Raw genomic sequence first — 17,854 nt, 5'->3', positions numbered from 1 at the left:
TATATTTTACGCGCATTTTATGGCTGCTAAAAATAATATTTTTAGCAGTTGTATTGGTTTATAGCTGACACTTTATGAATCGTCAATTCAGAGTGTGTGCATAGTAAATGAGGTTATAATCAATTCAAAATAGCTAAGAGGAGTCGGCTATGGTAAAAATTCGTGAAGGATTACCGCTGGTGGATGGACAGACCACGCAGGCCGATAGTGCAACACTGGCGGCGCAACTGGTGGCGAGCCAACGCTCTCACCAGTCTGCCAACAGCTATGCCCAAATTCCCCTCGACATCAAATACCAGTTGGCAACTCATAAGCTACACACCACTTTTGATCGCTCAGCCGCACACACCTATCATGTACATGACCCTCAAATTGAAGACGAATATTTGAGCGATACCAGTGTGCTATCCACCGAAGAGCTTGAAGCGGTTGACTTAGATCAAGCCAACATCGATGTGCCTACTTGGCTAGATAATGTGGCCAAGCGTATCGGTCAAGCATCAGTACCCAACCTTAGTGCAGCCTGTGAATTTATCCGCCGTCATATGAACACCAGCGAATCTGAACGCTCAGGTGCTTATGTCACGGGCATTGGGATGACAGATATCCTGACTTATCTTTATCAAGATGAAGATGCGCTTGTGGCTGCCATGTTATACCGCAGTGCGCGTAAATCAATCATCAGTCTCGCTGAGATTGAAAAAAACTTTGGTTCAGATATTTTGACGCTTGTTAAAGACACCCTTGCGATGGGTAAGCTGTCAGAGATTATCGAGAGTAACAAACGCTTAGAAGACCATTTCGTCAATAATCAGCGTGATCAGCTATCAAATATTTATAGTATGCTCATCTCTGTTACCAATGATGTGCGCGTGGTACTCATCAAGTTGGCTGAACGTACTTTTGCCATGCGTGAATTGACTTTTTCTAATCAAGAGCGTCAAAGTCGTGTCGCACGTGAAGTCATGACTATTTATGCCCCATTAGCCCATCGCTTAGGTATCGCCCAGCTTAAATGGGAACTCGAAGATCTGGCGTTTCGTTATCTGGCGCCTGAACGCTACAAAGAAATTGCCAAGCTACTGTCAGAAAAACGTAGCGAACGTGAGTCCTATATTCAGCGCGTACAAGACAAATTGAATGAATCATTAGCGGATGCCAGTATCGAAGGTGAGGTATCTGGGCGCGTCAAACATATCTATTCCATTTATCGAAAAATGAAGCTCAAAGGCTTATCATTCGATCAGCTTTATGACATTCGGGCATTGCGCGTCTTGGTCAATAGCCCCTCTGACTGTTATCACGTCCTAGGCCTAGTACATGGCTTGTGGCGTTATATTCCTGAGCAGTTTGACGATTATATTACCAATCCTAAGTCTAATGGTTATCGCTCGCTACATACTGCCGTCATTGCTGAAAACAAATCACTGGAAGTTCAGATTCGTACTCATGAAATGCATTTTGAGGCCGAACTTGGCATGTGTGCGCATGTCAATTACAAAGAAGGTCTAAAGAACAAGAAAGACAATTATCTGAATCAAAGAATCAGCTCATTACGCCAGTTACTATCTATCAATAATGAAACTCGCAATCAACCACGCTCATCTGTTTTGGCGGGCGAAGAGATAGACGACATAGAGTTTGATGAAGAAGAGCAACTCGTTGATTTTGATGAGCTGGAACGTATCTATATCTTTAGCCGTGACGGCGATATTACCGAACTGCCAAAAGGCGCGACCGTTCTCGATTTTGCTTACTATGTGCATACTCAAGTTGGTAATCGCGCGCAAGCGGCTCGCGTCAATCAGCGCTATGTACCACTGACTTATCAGCTTAAAACAGGTGAACAAGTTGAGATCATCACTAAGGCATCGCGTGAGCCTAATCGTGATTGGTTGGTGGCGTCATTAGGTTACATCCATACCAATCGTGCCCGTTCAAAACTGCGTCAATGGTTCAACAAACAAGATCGTGATAAGAATATTGAAATAGGTCGCCAAATGCTCAGCAAAGAGCTGGAGCGCCTATCTGTCCATCCCAACAGTATTGATCTAAACGACTATATTCAGCATTTTCATGTCAATACGACCGATGATATTATTGTTGGTTTGGTTACAGGCGACATTGGTCTCAATCAGCTGACCAGCCATATATCTCGTCAGCTGCATCTAGAGCCCGAAATACCGCCAGAAAACTTCGCGCACAATGTAGATAATAGAGATGCGGGTAAGCTCGATGCCTACAAAATCCGTATCGATGGTTTGGATAATATCGAAATCAATTTGGCAGGCTGTTGTCACCCTGTGCATGGCGAGCCCATTGCTGGCTACATCACTTTATCGCGTGGCGTCAGTGTTCACAATCGTGGTTGCCCTGAGTATTTACGTCTGGTCGAGCGTGAGCCTGAGCGCAAAATAGAAGCCGCTTGGCAAGTACAGTCTGGGCGTTATCAACCTGTTGATATTCATGTCGAAGCCTATGATAGACGCGGTTTACTGCGTGATTTGACGCAAATCATTGACAAAGAAAACGTCAATATTCGCCAAGTTGAAACGCTAAGCAATGACGACAACATTGCTTTTTTAAAGTTCCACATTGAAGTTTCGGGGTTGGCACATTTGTCTAAGCTATTGGCAAAACTAGAACAGCAGCATGGTATCTTACATGCCCGTCGTGCTGTCGCTTAAATAACATCCCAAGTTAAAGTTAAGAATCATTCATCCTATAATAGCGTTGCCACAAAAATACTATGCCTGAATTGCCTGAAGTAGAAACCACCAAAACCAGCCTTGCTCCATTATTGGGGCAACAGGTAATCGATGTAAAAATCTTTCAACCAAAGTTACGCTGGATGATGCCAGAAGACTTAGATCGTCTGGTTGACTACACATTGGATAGCGTCGAGCGTCGAGCAAAGTATTTGATACTGAACTTTTTACCTCTCATCTCCAATCAAACGATGACCGCTGTGACCAACACGGTAGCGCCGCGTCAGCTGTTGATTCATTTGGGAATGTCAGGTAGCTTACAGCAGCACAGTTTTGGTACTGATAAGCGTAAACATGATCATTTAGTCATGGTCTTTAATCATACTGATGACACGAAATCTCAGCTACATTACTATGATCCAAGACGTTTCGGGTCGGTATTATGGCATGAGGATTATGGTAATAAGTTATTAGACCACTTAGGCCCTGAACCACTCTCGGAGGATTTTACCGCAGACTATCTATACGGTTTGATCCAACGTTTAGACTTAGCTGGTACAAATAGTGATCGTACGTTACCTGACAACACCAAAACGAATAAGCGGCAAAAACCCATCGCGCGAGCTATTAAATCTGTCATCATGGAGCAAGAGATCGTCGTTGGGGTTGGTAACATATATGCGACTGAGAGCCTGTATCTATCGGCTATTCATCCTGCCACTCCAGCCCATCAACTCACCTATGATCAGATTGTCGTTCTAGTTGATCATATAAAAGATATATTGCAAAAAGCCATTAAGTTAGGCGGCTCAACGCTGCGAGATTTCACAGTAGCAAGTGGTCAGACTGGTTATTTTCAACAAACTCTAAACGTATACGGTAGGCAAGGAGAAAGCTGCCCACACTGTAATACGACACTTGAGAACATCAAACTCAACGGTAGAGCCAGTGTTTACTGCCCTCGCTGTCAACCAATAAATTAAGGTGTGTCATCAATTAGTGCATTTATACACTTAGTAGTCTTAAAGTATCAGCGATACTTGAGGCTATTTTGAAATACTTAGGTTAAATATCGTATTTTTTTCGTCGTAATGCATACATTACGCTCATTTTTGTTGCTTATTAACGCACATCTTGCTTTAATAGTGCTAGCGTTTACATAAATAGTGCGCACCCTTTATTTTTCTGTAATATTTAGCCTACTTATCGTTGCCGCAATATTCCTGTGTGGAGACAGCAGCAGCCATTAATCATACTAATTATGAGTTTTAGGATATCGTTATGACTGTTAAAACCAAAACCAAACGCACAGTTCAGCAGAAATTTTTTACTGTATTTGCAACTTTAGGTCTAATGGCGGCTAGCATGCAGCCTACCTTTGCGGCTATAGAAATCGATGAAACTGACTTTGGGCCTTCATACGAAACAATGGTAATTGACACAGTTGTCGGAAAACCACTGCAGCTCGTTAATGCTGTCGCTGGTACTGCAGCTTATATCGTCAGCCTGCCCTTCTCACTCGTCGGTGGTAATGCAGATCAAGCACAGCAAAAGCTGTTTGTAGAGCCATGGGATGCGATGGGCCGTTGCTTAGGTTGTACTGTTGCTGAAGATAATTATTATAAATCACAAGTGACTAATGATAATGTAGTACGTATCGTCGTCGACCAACCATCAGAAATTTTGATTAACACCAATGATTATGTGGTAGTTTCTCCATAAGCAGTTGTTTTTATGACACATATAAACTATATATATCGCAGATGACTGTCATTACACCGACACTAAAAAAGGCTAACGTCATCGTTAGCCTTTTTTATTACCATACAAACTGTATAGTTTTATTTTGTCATATTAGTATTGCTTAATTTGGCACTGATTTCACGCAGTAATTGTACTTCTTCTGATGGCTCTACTGCTTCTTCTACAACTTCCTCTACCTCATCAGCACGACGCATTTTATTTACCCCTCTAACCATCATAAAAATAATGAAAGCTAAGATTAGAAAGTTAATGAGTACAGTGATGAAACTGCCGTATGCCAATACAGGAACACCCGCTTCCTTGAGTGTATCATAAGTCATGGCAACACCTTCAGGGGCATCCCCTAAGACTAAGAACATATTCTTAAAGTTGATCTCGCCGCCAAAAATAAAAGCCACAACCGGCATGATAATATCATCTACCAAGGATTTTGTGATGGTAGCAAAAGCCCCGCCGATGATGACACCGACTGCCAAGTCCATGACATTACCCTTTAAAGCAAACTCTTTAAACTCCGAAACCATACTCATTGTTTTTTCCTCAAGATATTATCTATGAACAGATAAATATCTACATAGTTAACGCCAAAAATGGCTTTAATGGTAATAATTAAACACACCACTACCAGTTATTCTGTCTCTATTCTTCCAAGATTACCATACAAAAAAAAGCAGCATAAAATGAACCACTAATAGCTCACTTTATACTGCTAATTTTTTAATTGCTTCAATGCCAGTCAAAATGACTAACATTGAGCGCTAGTGTCAAACATCAATGATATGAATTACCAAGTAACTCATTTATTGATATTAAGCACCTTTTTTACCGCGACCATGACGCTTACGCTCACTTTCAGTCAAATAACGCTTACGAATACGAATAGCTTTCGGTGTTACTTCAACCAGCTCATCATCTTGAATAAATTCAAGTGCTTGCTCTAGCGTAAACTTCACTGCTGGCGTCAACGTCAATGCTTCATCAGTACCACTAGCACGTACGTTGGTTAGCTGCTTAGCAGTCGTTGGGTTAACCGTCATATCATCGTTACGAGAGTTAAGACCAACAATCATACCTTCGTAAACTTCAAGCTGTGGCTCAGCGAACAACTTACCACGTTTTTGTAAGTTGAATAGTGCGAAGCCTAGGCAGGTACCGTTTGCCATAGAAACCAATACACCATTAGAGCGAGCACCAACATCACCGATTTTTTGCGGGCCATAATGTGAGAAGCTTGACGTCATGATTCCAGAACCTGATGTTAAGGTCAAGAATTCAGAGCGGAAACCAATCAAACCACGGGCTGGCATAGTCGCTTCAATGCGCATACGGCCTTTACCATCAAGTTCCATATTGGTCATCTCGCCTTTGCGTAGACCAATTTGCTCCATGATAGAACCTTGATGTTCATCTTCGATATCGAAGACAACGTTTTCATACGGCTCTTGTAGCTTACCATCAACTTCTTTAACGATAACTTCTGGGCCAGAAACACCTAACTCAAAACCTTCACGGCGCATGTTTTCGATAAGTACTGATAAATGAAGCTCACCACGGCCTGATACTTTAAATTTATCAGGAGATTCTGTGTCTTCTACACGTAGTGCAACGTTATGAATCAACTCACGCTCAAGACGCTCACGAATATTACGTGACGTCACAAACTTACCATCACGACCAGCAAATGGTGAGTTATTTACTTGGAAGTTCATAGATACGGTTGGTTCATCTACCGTTAGTGCTGGTAATGCTTCAACGTCATTAGGATCACAAATAGTATCTGAGATATTAAGTGCATCAATACCTGTGATACAAACGATATCACCTGCTTGTGCATCTTCAACATCAATACGATCAAGACCATGGTAACCCATGATTTTTAAGATACGGCCGTTACGTGTCTTGCCATGCTTATCAATGACAGTCACTTGCGTGTTAAGTTTAACTTTACCACGCTGAATACGACCAATACCGATAACACCAACGAAGCTGTTATAGTCAAGGCTTGATATTTGCATACGGAATGGCGCATCAGCATCAACTTGTGGAGGCTGTACAACATCAACAATAGTTTTGAACAGTGGCGTCATGTCATCAGCTAAGTCATCAGATTCTAGACCTGCAATACCGTTCAATGCTGAAGCATAAACAACTGGGAAATCAAGCTGTTCGTCACTTGCACCTAGATTATCAAACAAATCAAATATTTGATCCATTACCCAATCAGGGCGTGAGCCAGGACGGTCAATTTTATTGATAACAACAATCGGCTTTAGACCTTGTTCGAATGCTTTTTGCGTTACGAAACGAGTCTGAGGCATTGGACCATCAACAGCATCAACAACCAAGAGTACGCAGTCAACCATCGACATTACACGCTCAACTTCACCACCAAAATCGGCGTGACCTGGGGTATCAACGATATTGATACGGTATTCAGTTTCTGAAGTTTGATCCGTCCAGCGGATGGCTGTGTTTTTAGCCAGAATGGTAATACCACGTTCTTGCTCAATATCACCTGAATCCATTGCACGTTCAGCAATGTTTGCACGATCGCCAAAAGTACCAGATTGATGTAATAGCTTATCAACCAAAGTTGTTTTACCGTGGTCAACGTGGGCAATAATTGCAATGTTACGCAGGTGTTTGATATCGTTCGCCATATAAAATGCTCGTTTCGTCTTAAAAAAATGCAGTAGCAGTAAGCGCCGCTGAATAAACTTTCATCATCAATCAGATAGATATTGAATCTAAGATGACGCACAATATAATGCTATCAAATAAAAAAGTTCAATACAATCAAATATCTATGCTGACGAATTCATCATACAGATAGCTATGCTAATGTACATGCTGTTAATTTACAGAATGTTTGGGTGGCTAGTATAACATTAATGATTCATAAATTTATGTAATAACTCACTTTTCTCAATACATAAATAAAAAAAAGCCACCCATTGGGTGGCTTTTTTTGTAACTGTATATTTAACTATACGGTTATTTGATTAATGCTTACTGAACAACCATATCTTTAGTTTGTTCTACAGTCATTGTTTTGTCACCAGTGATGATGGCATAAACACGACGGTTCATAGCACGACCTTCTTCAGTATCGTTTGATGCGATTGGGTTGTCATAACCGTAACCAACAGTTGATAGACGGTTTGGAGCAATACCGAATTCGTTAGTTAGCATAGATTTAACAGCAACGGCACGAGCTTCAGATAGACGTTGGTTATAACGTGCTGAAGGACCAGTCTTAGAAGCATGACCTTCTACACGTGCTGTAGAGTTAGGATACTCGCGCATTTTCTCTGCTACTTTAGAGATTTCTGGCTTATACTGGTTTTTGATAGCTGATTTGTCGTTATCAAAGAATACACGTAGTTCCATTTTTAGTTCGTCAGTAATATCTACTGGTACTGGGCAACCGCGCTCATCAACTACAACGTTCATTGGAGTGCCTGGGCATGCATCGATGCTATCAGGTACGCCATCACCGTCAGAATCAAGATCAGCTTCAACAACGACTACTGGAGTGTTGTCAACTACTGGCTCTTTCATAGGTGGTACAGCTACTGTAGGTGCTAAATGGCCACCTAATACTACTTCTAGACCGGCCAAGGCCATGCCTTCCCACCAGTTGTTGTCAAAGTTATGAATCGCACGAGCTTCACCACGTAGGCTTAGCGCATCGTTGATGCGATACATAGCACCTAGACCTAGGTTACCGATAGTGTCTTTAGTACCACTAATTTTATCACCTGTGGCATCTTTAATTTCAAGCTTAGATTGGCCAGCACCGATCAACATATACGGCTTAAATGCGCCATCAGTGTAACCAGTAAATTCTTCAGTACCGATCAAGAAGTTACCAGAAATCATTTCTTGTTCTGCATCAAAATTATCAGAACCATTCTGATCAATAGCATCAGTATCTGACACACCGTATTCTACTTGGAACTGAGTAGAAGGCGTAAGTTCGATACCTAGCGCGGCACCAGTGTACAAGCCATCTTCTTTGTAATAGCTATCGCCGCTACCATCGTAGTTTCCTAATAGTTCAGCTTGATCATCATCAGCACTTTCGCTGTAATGATAACCTAGTAACAATGGGCTAATCGTAACGCCAGCGTTAGCTGCTAATGGCGCAGCAGTTACGGCAAAAAGAGCTAGAGCAATTTTATTCAATTTCATGGACTTCCTCCAAAGGATAATTTTAGTGATGCATTAAGCAAAACCGATTCTTAAGACATACTAAGATAGACATCTTTTATGCATGTTAAGTGATAAAGCAAAACCAATTAAGAAGTAGCTTAGCGATTATTAATTCAGTTTACAACTTTTTTCGTTAACCAGCTACACATTATTACACGATAATGTTGTAACTAAAACACAATGAGCAGACTAAGTTACCCAGAACTAACATACCTTACGTTTCTTATCTTTTGTATGGCAGCTCATGATAGATGGATAGCTTATTAGCCTCTGATTTCTTGACGCATTTTATTACAATTAGTACTTTTTCTCTATTGTTAATACCCAACATTCACTAATTGAAACAATTTTTGACAGTTGCTATATATTCTGTTTATATTGTAAGAGTCAACATTTTTCTGTATGTTAAGTAATTAGCTAGTCTACCTGTTAGATATATGTTCAAAATTCTCAGTAACTAAGGTTTGCTATAGTCGATTCAAGATAGCTCAGACATAAAAAAATAAGTGAAAGTCTGACAAATAGTAAACTAAGCAAGCCTGACACCGTAGTTGATTGACATGAGAATGATTATAAGTAGCTTTTAAACCGTTTTCTTTGTAGAAAGCTTACAAAACAAGGATGTAAAAACACGTTGTTTTATTGCAGTAACTGACGGCTATAGGATGTAGCACCTTATGATTTTGTTTTATAAGATATTGTCAAGTTATCACAGGTTAACCACTTTTATCTTTTCCGTTTTCATTGGGATGAAAAGGAGGGTTAGTCTTGGTAGATGGGTAATCCTTATATACGAATCAATCAATACACGGCTTCAGCGGCCTAACGATGATAAAAAACGCAATCAAGGTACGAAAGGTTTCACTCTCGTTGAGCTAACAGTGACTACAACCATATTAGGCGTCATTGCAGCTATTGCAGTACCAAGCATCTTAACACAGTTGGCAAATATGGAAGCTCAGCGTGTTAAACATCTATTGGAAAACACGCTATCGCTAGCAAAGTCGGAAAGCTATATAAGCCGGCAAAATGTTTTGGTTTGCTTATCTAATAATGCACAACAATGTCATAGAAACAGTGATAAAACACTTCTGCTGTTTGTGGATAAAAATGATAACAAGCACTTCGATCCTCAAGTAGACATTTTACTCAATCAGCAGTCTTTAAATCTCAAATACAGTACTGTGAAGTTAAGAGTTGGAAGCAAACGGCATTACACCAAGTTTTGGGGAGATAGTGGTAAGCCACGAGGACATTTTGGCCATATAAAGTATTGCCCTACCTCTTCTTACAACCAATCAAAGTATCAAATCTCTTTTAACCAATCAGGTATCATTAAACACAAATTAAACGCAAAGCATCCTACCGATTGTGGTAACTGATAAACATCATATTGCTAAGCGTCTTTCATCATCGCATCTTTCATCATAATAACGGCCTGCTCTATTCCGAAAAATATAGCATCTGCAATAAGCGCATGGCCTATGTTCAACTCGTAAATACCATCAATTTGTGCAATGGGATTGACATTATCACGTGTCAAACCATGACCTGCATTGATGAGAAGTTTATTATCAATACGTTGCGCCGTAGTGACGGCTTGCTTGATTCTTTTTAGCTCAGCCTCTTGCCTGTCATTATCATCCGCGAGACCCGCTTCTGCATAAGCACCTGTATTCAGCTCAACAGCATCTAACTGGGCTAAAAATGGCTGTGAAAAACACCATGATTATTGATAACGCTGCTGTTGCAGCCATAGCAGACGACTCTGTAATGGTTGATAATCAAGCAAATGATCAATCAGATGCCGATGTAGCTTCGACCAATGGTTCAGCGTCATTTCTGTAATACCCAAATGTGCCATTTCGATAATGTCCGCACCCTTAAAAACAGTTTGGCCAGAAGTGCTGTCCAAATGCTCAGACTCTGTACTATGTTGTACTATGGGTAGCAAGCCTACATCTGGTAAAAAGCGGTAAACACCATTCGTTTCAATAGGATTTTCAACGTTGTCATGTGTTAGCGATAAAGTGAAACCCAACTCGGTGAATAGATATTGCTCAAACTGACGTAGGCATAAACGCAGCTCATGACTGGTTAACGGTTGCTTGAGCTGTTGTAGACTGATTTGGTAATGCTGCCACAATATGGGCATCGGATCATCAGTAGGCAACAACCGCCACAATATCTCATTGATATACAAAGCGGCATATTGATGTTGGCCACTGATATTTCCATAAGGGAGTACAGCTTCTAGCACCGTAGACGGACTATCTTCTTGCACATTGTCTGTCTGAATAGCTGTTTGCGAGGCGATATTAATTTGACTAAAGGTTTTCAAGTCGCGCTTACCAGTCGCAAAAAGCTGTAATGGCATGAATAACGGTGCGCCTTTTTTTCCAACACCATGTATCACACCATGCTGCTGAGAAAAAAGATAGTATAAGGCACGCTTTTCTTGATAAGGACGCTGATGCAATAAATAACCGACTAATGCTTCGTTGCGCATTTCTTATTACCCAAATATCTAAAAGGTAGGCAGTACTATTGAAGCGTTAGGTTTTAATCGCTATCAATAACCTAAACTGGTTAGCGCACGCTCGTCATCAGACCAGCCACGTTTCACTTTGACCCACAATGTTAGCATGATTTTTTTACCAAAAAGCTGCTCCATATCTTTACGAGCATCCATACCGACTTGCTTAATACGTTGTCCTTTATCACCAATAACGATGGCTTTTTGGCCACTGCGCTCGACATAAATAGTTGCATCAATAAAGGTACAAGCTTTACGTGGGCGCCCTGTTTTTGGGTCAGTATGCGCAGGTTCGTCTTTAAACTCATCAATCTGTACCGTTAAATCGTATGGTACTTCATCACCTGAACTACGCATGATTTTTTCGCGAATGATTTCACTGGCCAAAAACCGCTCAGAGCGATCCGTAATTTGCTCTGTATCATAAATAGGGGCAGCGACTGGTAGATGTGAGGCAATTACTTCTTGCAGACGATCTAAATTTTGATTTTTGAGCGCGGATACTGGGACGATATCAGCAAAATCAAAACTGTCACTGAAAGTTTCGATAAGTGGCAATACACTGCCTTTGTCTTTTAGCGTATCTGATTTATTGATCACCAGTACTACCGTTAGATTGGTATTACCAAGCTTTTGTAGAGTCAATAAATCATCGTCACGCCATTGATCTGAATCAACGACAAACAGTACTAAATCCACATCTACTAGTGCTGATACCGCTGCTTTATTCATACGTTCATTGATAGCACGTACTTCGTTGCGGTGAATACCTGGTGTATCGACAAATACGGCTTGCATCTCATGATTTGACAAAATGCCATGAATACGATGACGAGTCGTTTGCGGTTTACGTGAGGTAATGGACAGCTTTTGGCCCAGTAGGTGATTCATCAAAGTTGACTTGCCCACATTTGGACGGCCAACAATAGCCACATAGCCTGTTCTAAAATCATCAGCCATACGAGTACGATCACTTGGCGCAAAAAACTCTTCGATCGCCATATCATTGTTTAATGTGACATCTTCTACATTGTCACTCATATTGTGAGTGCTATCTTCGTTATTTGATGGCAAATCAGTATGATTGCTCATAAGTTAATCCTATAGGGTTTGTCACTGGCCAAACAGTATTTAATGCTAAATTTATTCAGTCATTGATAAAAACTGGCTAGAAACATTTAAAGTTTTAAAAAAGTAATATGTGAGGTGATTTCAATGGATGCTTGCCAAAACAAAAACCAGCTTGGGTTAGCACTGCGCGTTTAACAATATATGGATAAAAGTATATTGGGGAATATCAGTTACACGCGTTTCTTGGCGGACCCTGGCAGTTTATGTAATTGGTTAATCATAAGTTCTGCTGCTTTTTGCTCGGCAATACGGCGACTCTCACCAGATTCCGTAATATCAGGGCAGTTATTGATATTGACATGGCAACGTACAACGAAAATTTGATGCGGCGCATTACCACGCGTTTCCATCAGCTCATAGTGTGGCAAATCAAACTGCTTGGACTGTAGCCACTCTTGCAACCGACTCTTAGCATCTTTTAATGCTTTTTGGTCATTAACGTTATCAATCAAATCGCCATACCATGAGAGCACACAATCGCGAGTAGTATCCATATCTTGGCTATCCAAATAAATCGCACCAATCAAAGATTCCACGGCATCTGCCAATATAGAAGCACGATTACGACCGCCACCCTTACGCTCACCAATGCCTAATATCAGATGGTTAGACAGCTCTAAGTTTTGGGCGATAATGACCAATGATTCTTGGCGTACCAACGTGGCTCGCATACGCGTTAGGCGACCCTCATTTTGACTGGGGTAACGATGATATAAAGCTTCACCCACAATCATCCCTAAAAGGGCATCACCTAAAAACTCTAGGCGTTCGTAATTTTTTTTGCTATCAAACGAGCGATGTGTCAACGCCAGCTTGGGAAGACTTAAATCATTGAACACATAGCCTAACTTACGCGTTAATACCGCTAACCGCTGAATAAATTCTGAGCTAACAACAAGCGAGTCGACAGACGTGCTATTTTTTTGGGGAGTAGGAACCGCTTGGGAATGGTGCGAAGTTGGTTTCATGCGTGGCTTGTGGTTATCCCTTCTGTTTTACAGATTTAGTTTAATAATATTATTTAATAGGTTTTATAAAGCAATAAAAGAGCTGTGTCGTACTATGATGGCTTATTCTGCTGCTGCCATATCAACGTCGCCTTCGAAACGATTGACAATATCGATATTACTAAAAAAATTGTTGGTTATCGCATATTCTTTATGAATAGCCAACTGACCCGTTTTTTTATCAGTAAAAATAAAGACGTCTTCCGCTTTAGTGTTGTAGTCTGCGTTAATTGATAACTGCTTATCAACACGGTCAACAAATTGCTTGGCTGTCTCATTATTGCTATTGGCTTCTTTTAGCTGCGCACTTAAAACTTTGGTTAATTGATAGTCGCCAATTTGAGCGGGTACGATGGCTACTGTCAATTTAGTCGCAATACCCAGAAGCATAATAATGAGAACAATATTTGTCACACTGGCACCGCGCTGCGAGGCCAAACCAGTTAACTGCTGCATTATGATATCCTTCTGAAGGTAGATGACTATTTTGGGTAAGATTACAAATAATAAATAGCTATTTGTTAGAGAGCAACGATATTAGCACAAAACTATTATCGATAAATCAACCGATATAAATTCTTATAATCTTAATTGATAATTCCATTACGTTCAAAGGTTGGTAAATTAAGACCAGGTGGCTTGTGCATCCAAATATAAACGGCCTTACCTGCTAAGTTTTCATCAGGAACAAAGCCCCAAAATCGTCCATCTGCACTGCGATCACGGTTGTCACCCATCACAAAATACTGACCGTCTGGTACAGCAATGCGCCACTCTGTACCATCTGAACTAACCACTTCTGGTGATTGTTGCTGTAAAAATGGTGCGTACTGCGCGCTATTCATCCCGTCTAGGTAACGAACAAAGTGCTTGTTCTCACCTTGTCTTTCTTCAAAATATTGTGCCGCGTCTTCTTCTTGCTGACCCATGGCAACAGCACTCTCTTCTGTGAGCACTTGTCCAGGACCCGCTTGTCCTGGCAAATAAAGCTGTGACGTTAACTCAGCCTTTGCAGAAAAATCCACAGGCTTCGTCTCAACAGGTACATCATTGATAGCCAACACGCCTTGATTATAACTTACTGTATCACCAGGCAAACCGATAACGCGTTTAATATAATAAATACTTGGGTTTTCCGGATAGCGGAACACTGCTACATCGCCGTGCTCAGGCTGACCAGTATCAAGCACTTTATTATAAGTCAGTGGCAGGCGCACTCCGTAGGCATACTTATTGACGGCAATAAAGTCACCCGTATATAGCGTCGGCACCATAGAGGACGATGGAATATTAAAAGGCTCAATCAAAAATGAGCGTACTATCAACACCACTGCTAGCACAGGAAAAAAGTCATAAGCCCAGCGTACTAGTAAGCCTTCTTGACCACGCCCACGAGTTTTACGTTGTTTGAGCACCAGTTTGTCTAATAGCCAAACAATACCCAAAACTAAGGTCAACGGCACTAAAATTAAATTAAAATCAAAATCCATACCAGTTTGCCTATTAACGAGCTGCTGCTTTAACGGTTGCTATTCATCAATTAATTGTATTCATGATTGTCAATTTTACACTAACAATGAATATTCACGATTTATTCTACTTGTAATACAGCCAAGAAGGCCTCTTGTGGGATTTCCACATTACCTACTTGCTTCATGCGTTTTTTACCAGCTTTCTGTTTAGACAATAGCTTTTTCTTACGCGAAACATCGCCACCATAACATTTTGCTAGTACATCTTTACGCATGGCTTTAACCGTACTACGCCCGATGATTTGGCTACCAATAGCGGCTTGAATGGCGACATCAAACATCTGACGTGGAATCAACTCTTTCATCTTAGTAACCAATGCATTACCACGATAACGTGATTGCGTTTCGTGCACAATCATCGCTAAGGCATCGACTTTATCACCGTTGATTAGCACATCGACTCTCACCAGTTTATCGGCTTGATAACGCTCAAAGTTATAATCGAGCGAGGCAAAACCGCGTGAGACCGACTTTAGGCGATCAAAGAAATCCATGACCACTTCGCCCATTGGAATGTCAAATATCAGCTGTACCTGTCGACCCATAAAGCGCATATCAACCTGAACGCCACGACGCTCAATACACAAAGTCATCACATTACCCAAGTACTCTTGCGGCACTAAGATCTGACAGCGGGCAATGGGCTCACGAAACTCTTCGATGTTGTTTGGCTCAGGTAGATGTGATGGGTTGTCTACATAAATAACATCGCCATTCTTTTTCTCAATTTCATAGATAACTGAGGGCGCTGTCGTAATCAAATCTAGATCATATTCACGCTCTAGACGCTCTTGGATAATCTCCATGTGTAGCATACCCAAGAAGCCACAGCGGAAACCAAAACCAAGTGCATCTGACGTATCTGGCTCAAAAAATAGAGACGCATCATTGATCTGCAGCTTTTGTAAAGCTTCACGGAATTTTTCGAAGTCAGTAGACTCTACAGGGAACATGCCTGCATAGACTTGCGGGGTTACTTGCTTGAAACCTGGAATACGATCGACATCAGGCGTTTTGGCGTGGGTAATCGTATCACCAACAGGCGCGCCGGCAATGTCTTTAATACCAGCAATAATGAAACCAACTTCACCCGCCTCTAAAACACCCGTATCCAATGGCTTTGGCGTAAATACACCGATAGAACTGACCAGGTGAGCTTCTTTAGTTGATTTAATATAAAGCTTGTCACCTTTACGTATGGTTCCTTCACGCACACGAACCAATGACACCACACCCAGATAGTTATCAAACCAAGAGTCAATAATCAGCGCTTGTAGCGGTGCTTCACGGTCACCCGTCGGTGCTGGAATAAATGCAACCAAAGCTTCGAGCAGCTTATCGACGCCTAAACCTGACTTGGCTGATACACGCGGTGCATCAACTGCATCAATACCAATGATATCTTCAATCTCTTGAATAACGCGTTCAGGCTCAACTTGTGGCAAATCAATTTTATTCAGTACAGCCATTACTTCTAGGCCTTGATCAACTGCCGTATAGCAGTTGGCTACTGACTGAGCTTCTACCCCTTGCGCGGCATCAACGACCAAAAGCGCACCTTCGCAAGCTGCCAATGAACGCGATACTTCATAGGAGAAGTCCACATGGCCTGGGGTATCAATAAAGTTGAGCTGATAACGCTCGCCATTAGGATGGTCATAAAACAGCGTTACCGATTGTGCTTTGATGGTGATACCGCGCTCACGCTCAATATCCATCGAGTCGAGCACCTGCGCCTGCATCTCGCGATCTTGCAAGGCACCGCACATTTGAATAAAACGATCGGCAAGCGTCGACTTACCATGATCAATGTGGGCAATGATTGAAAAGTTACGAATATTGGCTAATGCAGTCACAAAGCGCCTACTAAATTAAGGGTGATAGAATAATAAAACTAAAAGAATCAATGCTGTCAGACGCAAGCGATATCATAATTGCGCATTACTGAAAATAGCTCAAATCAGCTTATACACTAAAACTGCTATCTCAAATCAAGAGCCGAATAGGCTATTACTTACGTGCAGATGTAAAAGAGTATTCTAGCAGTTTTCCACTGCAAAGTAAGTCGATTTTATTAGCAGAGATATGATTTATCAACGAAGTGAGGACGACTTACTGTGAGCAAAGAATATTTGACGTACTGATAACACTTGGAAACCATTCAGAAAACCATTTATCCAAGGCAAAAAAAAACCAATCTCGATAGATTGGTTTTTTAGTTGATACTAATAAAGTATCTATATATGGTGGCGATGAAGAGACTTGAACTCTTGACCTCACGATTATGAGTCATGCGCTCTAACCAGCTGAGCTACATCGCCATTTTAGGATGCATATTTTACCCAAGCTGCTGACTGTCGTCAACCCCTAAAGGGCATTTTTTGCAAAAAACATGAAGTTAATTTACATTAACTGCAATTATTACTACAACAAACAATAAAAAAGGTTTGGTAAACCGATAAGCCGGGTTCTGTCGTGGACAATCATTCCTCTAGGCGTACAATCGCTCGTACGCTCAAGCAACCTACCCGCATCGAACGCGGGCCGCGCCATGCCGATGCCTATTTGGTCTTGCTACGCGTGGAGTTTACCATGCCGTGAACTGTTGCCAGCCACGCGGTGCGCTCTTACCGCACCCTTTCACCCTTACCGATGACATGAATATCTTGCGATACTCATATAAGTCAAAGGCGGTCTACTCTCTGCTGCACTGGTCGTCAAGTTACCCTGCCCAGCCGTTAGCTGGCACGCTGCCCTATGTAGCCCGGACTTTCCTCCCCTGCATGTCTGTTACCAGTGTGCAGCGGCGATTGTCTAGTCTACCAAGCGCGCTAGTATAGCAAACTTATGACCGTCTGCGAACGTCTTTTGGATTTATTTTTAGTATAGTCAATGCACTACAAAAGAGTTATGTTTTGGACAAATATCATAAAACAGTTTAGATAAGTCGTTTTCCATCCA

General features: G+C 41.4%; 13 protein-coding genes, 1 tRNA gene, 1 other RNA gene and 1 pseudogene. 4 read left to right on the top strand and 12 right to left on the bottom strand.

The annotated features are described in order from the left end of the window. The first annotated feature begins 149 nt into the window (after positions 1–149). The 3 genes from QL982_RS08510 (at position 150) to QL982_RS08500 (ending at position 4,430) form a co-directional block, all read left to right on the top strand. Positions 150–2,687, top strand: a complete 2,538-nt coding sequence (locus QL982_RS08510) for a bifunctional (p)ppGpp synthetase/guanosine-3',5'-bis(diphosphate) 3'-pyrophosphohydrolase (protein ID WP_290162159.1) — start codon at positions 150–152, stop codon at positions 2,685–2,687. Positions 2,688–2,749: 62 nt separating this feature from the next. Continuing rightward, the gene (gene mutM / locus QL982_RS08505; protein WP_290162160.1) at positions 2,750–3,691 is read left to right on the top strand and encodes a bifunctional DNA-formamidopyrimidine glycosylase/DNA-(apurinic or apyrimidinic site) lyase; all 942 of its coding nucleotides are present in this window, start codon (positions 2,750–2,752) and stop codon (positions 3,689–3,691) included. Between the two features lie 298 nt (positions 3,692–3,989). Continuing rightward, positions 3,990–4,430 (top strand): hypothetical protein, encoded by a 441-nt coding sequence (locus tag QL982_RS08500; protein WP_290162162.1) that lies wholly within the window; start codon positions 3,990–3,992, stop codon positions 4,428–4,430. A 119-nt stretch (positions 4,431–4,549) separates the two neighbouring features. Here the strand turns inward: QL982_RS08500 and mscL are convergent, their stop codons facing one another. The 3 genes from mscL to QL982_RS08485 form a co-directional block, all read right to left on the bottom strand. Continuing rightward, positions 4,550–5,002 carry a large conductance mechanosensitive channel protein MscL gene (gene mscL, locus QL982_RS08495; protein ID WP_290162164.1) on the bottom strand — a complete coding sequence of 151 codons (453 nt, stop codon included), beginning with the start codon at positions 5,000–5,002 and terminating at the stop codon, positions 4,550–4,552. Positions 5,003–5,281: 279 nt separating this feature from the next. Further along, a complete protein-coding gene (gene typA / locus QL982_RS08490; protein WP_290162166.1) occupies positions 5,282–7,132 on the bottom strand; it encodes a translational GTPase TypA in 1,851 nt (616 codons plus the stop codon). A gap of 349 nt (positions 7,133–7,481) precedes the next feature. After that, positions 7,482–8,666 carry an OmpA family protein gene (locus QL982_RS08485; protein ID WP_290162169.1) on the bottom strand — a complete coding sequence of 395 codons (1,185 nt, stop codon included), beginning with the start codon at positions 8,664–8,666 and terminating at the stop codon, positions 7,482–7,484. A gap of 698 nt (positions 8,667–9,364) precedes the next feature. Between QL982_RS08485 and QL982_RS08480 the strand changes: the two genes are divergently transcribed. After that, the gene (locus QL982_RS08480; protein ID WP_290162171.1) at positions 9,365–10,069 is read left to right on the top strand and encodes a GspH/FimT family pseudopilin; all 705 of its coding nucleotides are present in this window, start codon (positions 9,365–9,367) and stop codon (positions 10,067–10,069) included. Between the two features lie 14 nt (positions 10,070–10,083). Here the strand turns inward: QL982_RS08480 and QL982_RS08475 are convergent. From QL982_RS08475 to rnpB, 9 genes and pseudogenes are all read right to left on the bottom strand, one after another. Next, positions 10,084–10,380: pseudogene (locus tag QL982_RS08475) on the bottom strand (pyridoxine 5'-phosphate synthase); the annotation flags it as partial. A gap of 36 nt (positions 10,381–10,416) precedes the next feature. Further along, on the bottom strand, positions 10,417–11,196 hold the full coding sequence (locus QL982_RS08470) for a DNA repair protein RecO C-terminal domain-containing protein (RefSeq protein ID WP_290162174.1): 780 nt from the start codon (positions 11,194–11,196) through the stop codon (positions 10,417–10,419). A gap of 63 nt (positions 11,197–11,259) precedes the next feature. Then, positions 11,260–12,264: a GTPase Era gene (era, locus tag QL982_RS08465; protein ID WP_290162188.1), complete on the bottom strand. Its 1,005-nt coding sequence runs from the start codon at positions 12,262–12,264 to the stop codon at positions 11,260–11,262. 260 nt (positions 12,265–12,524) lie between these two features. Beyond that, positions 12,525–13,322 carry a ribonuclease III gene (rnc, locus tag QL982_RS08460; RefSeq protein WP_290162176.1) on the bottom strand — a complete coding sequence of 266 codons (798 nt, stop codon included), beginning with the start codon at positions 13,320–13,322 and terminating at the stop codon, positions 12,525–12,527. Between the two features lie 102 nt (positions 13,323–13,424). Continuing rightward, positions 13,425–13,817, bottom strand: a complete 393-nt coding sequence (locus QL982_RS08455; protein ID WP_290162179.1) for a DUF4845 domain-containing protein — start codon at positions 13,815–13,817, stop codon at positions 13,425–13,427. 131 nt (positions 13,818–13,948) lie between these two features. After that, the gene (lepB, locus tag QL982_RS08450; RefSeq protein WP_290190264.1) at positions 13,949–14,851 is read right to left on the bottom strand and encodes a signal peptidase I; all 903 of its coding nucleotides are present in this window, start codon (positions 14,849–14,851) and stop codon (positions 13,949–13,951) included. 101 nt (positions 14,852–14,952) lie between these two features. Continuing rightward, a complete protein-coding gene (gene lepA / locus QL982_RS08445) occupies positions 14,953–16,749 on the bottom strand; it encodes a translation elongation factor 4 (RefSeq protein WP_290162184.1) in 1,797 nt (598 codons plus the stop codon). A gap of 388 nt (positions 16,750–17,137) precedes the next feature. Further along, positions 17,138–17,214, bottom strand: a tRNA-Met gene (locus QL982_RS08440). 122 nt (positions 17,215–17,336) lie between these two features. Further along, positions 17,337–17,719: RNase P RNA component class A (gene rnpB / locus QL982_RS08435), an RNA gene on the bottom strand. Positions 17,720–17,854: the final 135 nt, after the last annotated feature.

The organism is Psychrobacter sp. 5A.1 (genome assembly GCF_030407455.1).
Lineage (GTDB): Bacteria > Pseudomonadota > Gammaproteobacteria > Pseudomonadales > Moraxellaceae > Psychrobacter.
The sequence above is the reverse complement of the archived record's forward strand: the minus strand, read 5'-3'. Positions and strand labels throughout refer to the sequence as shown.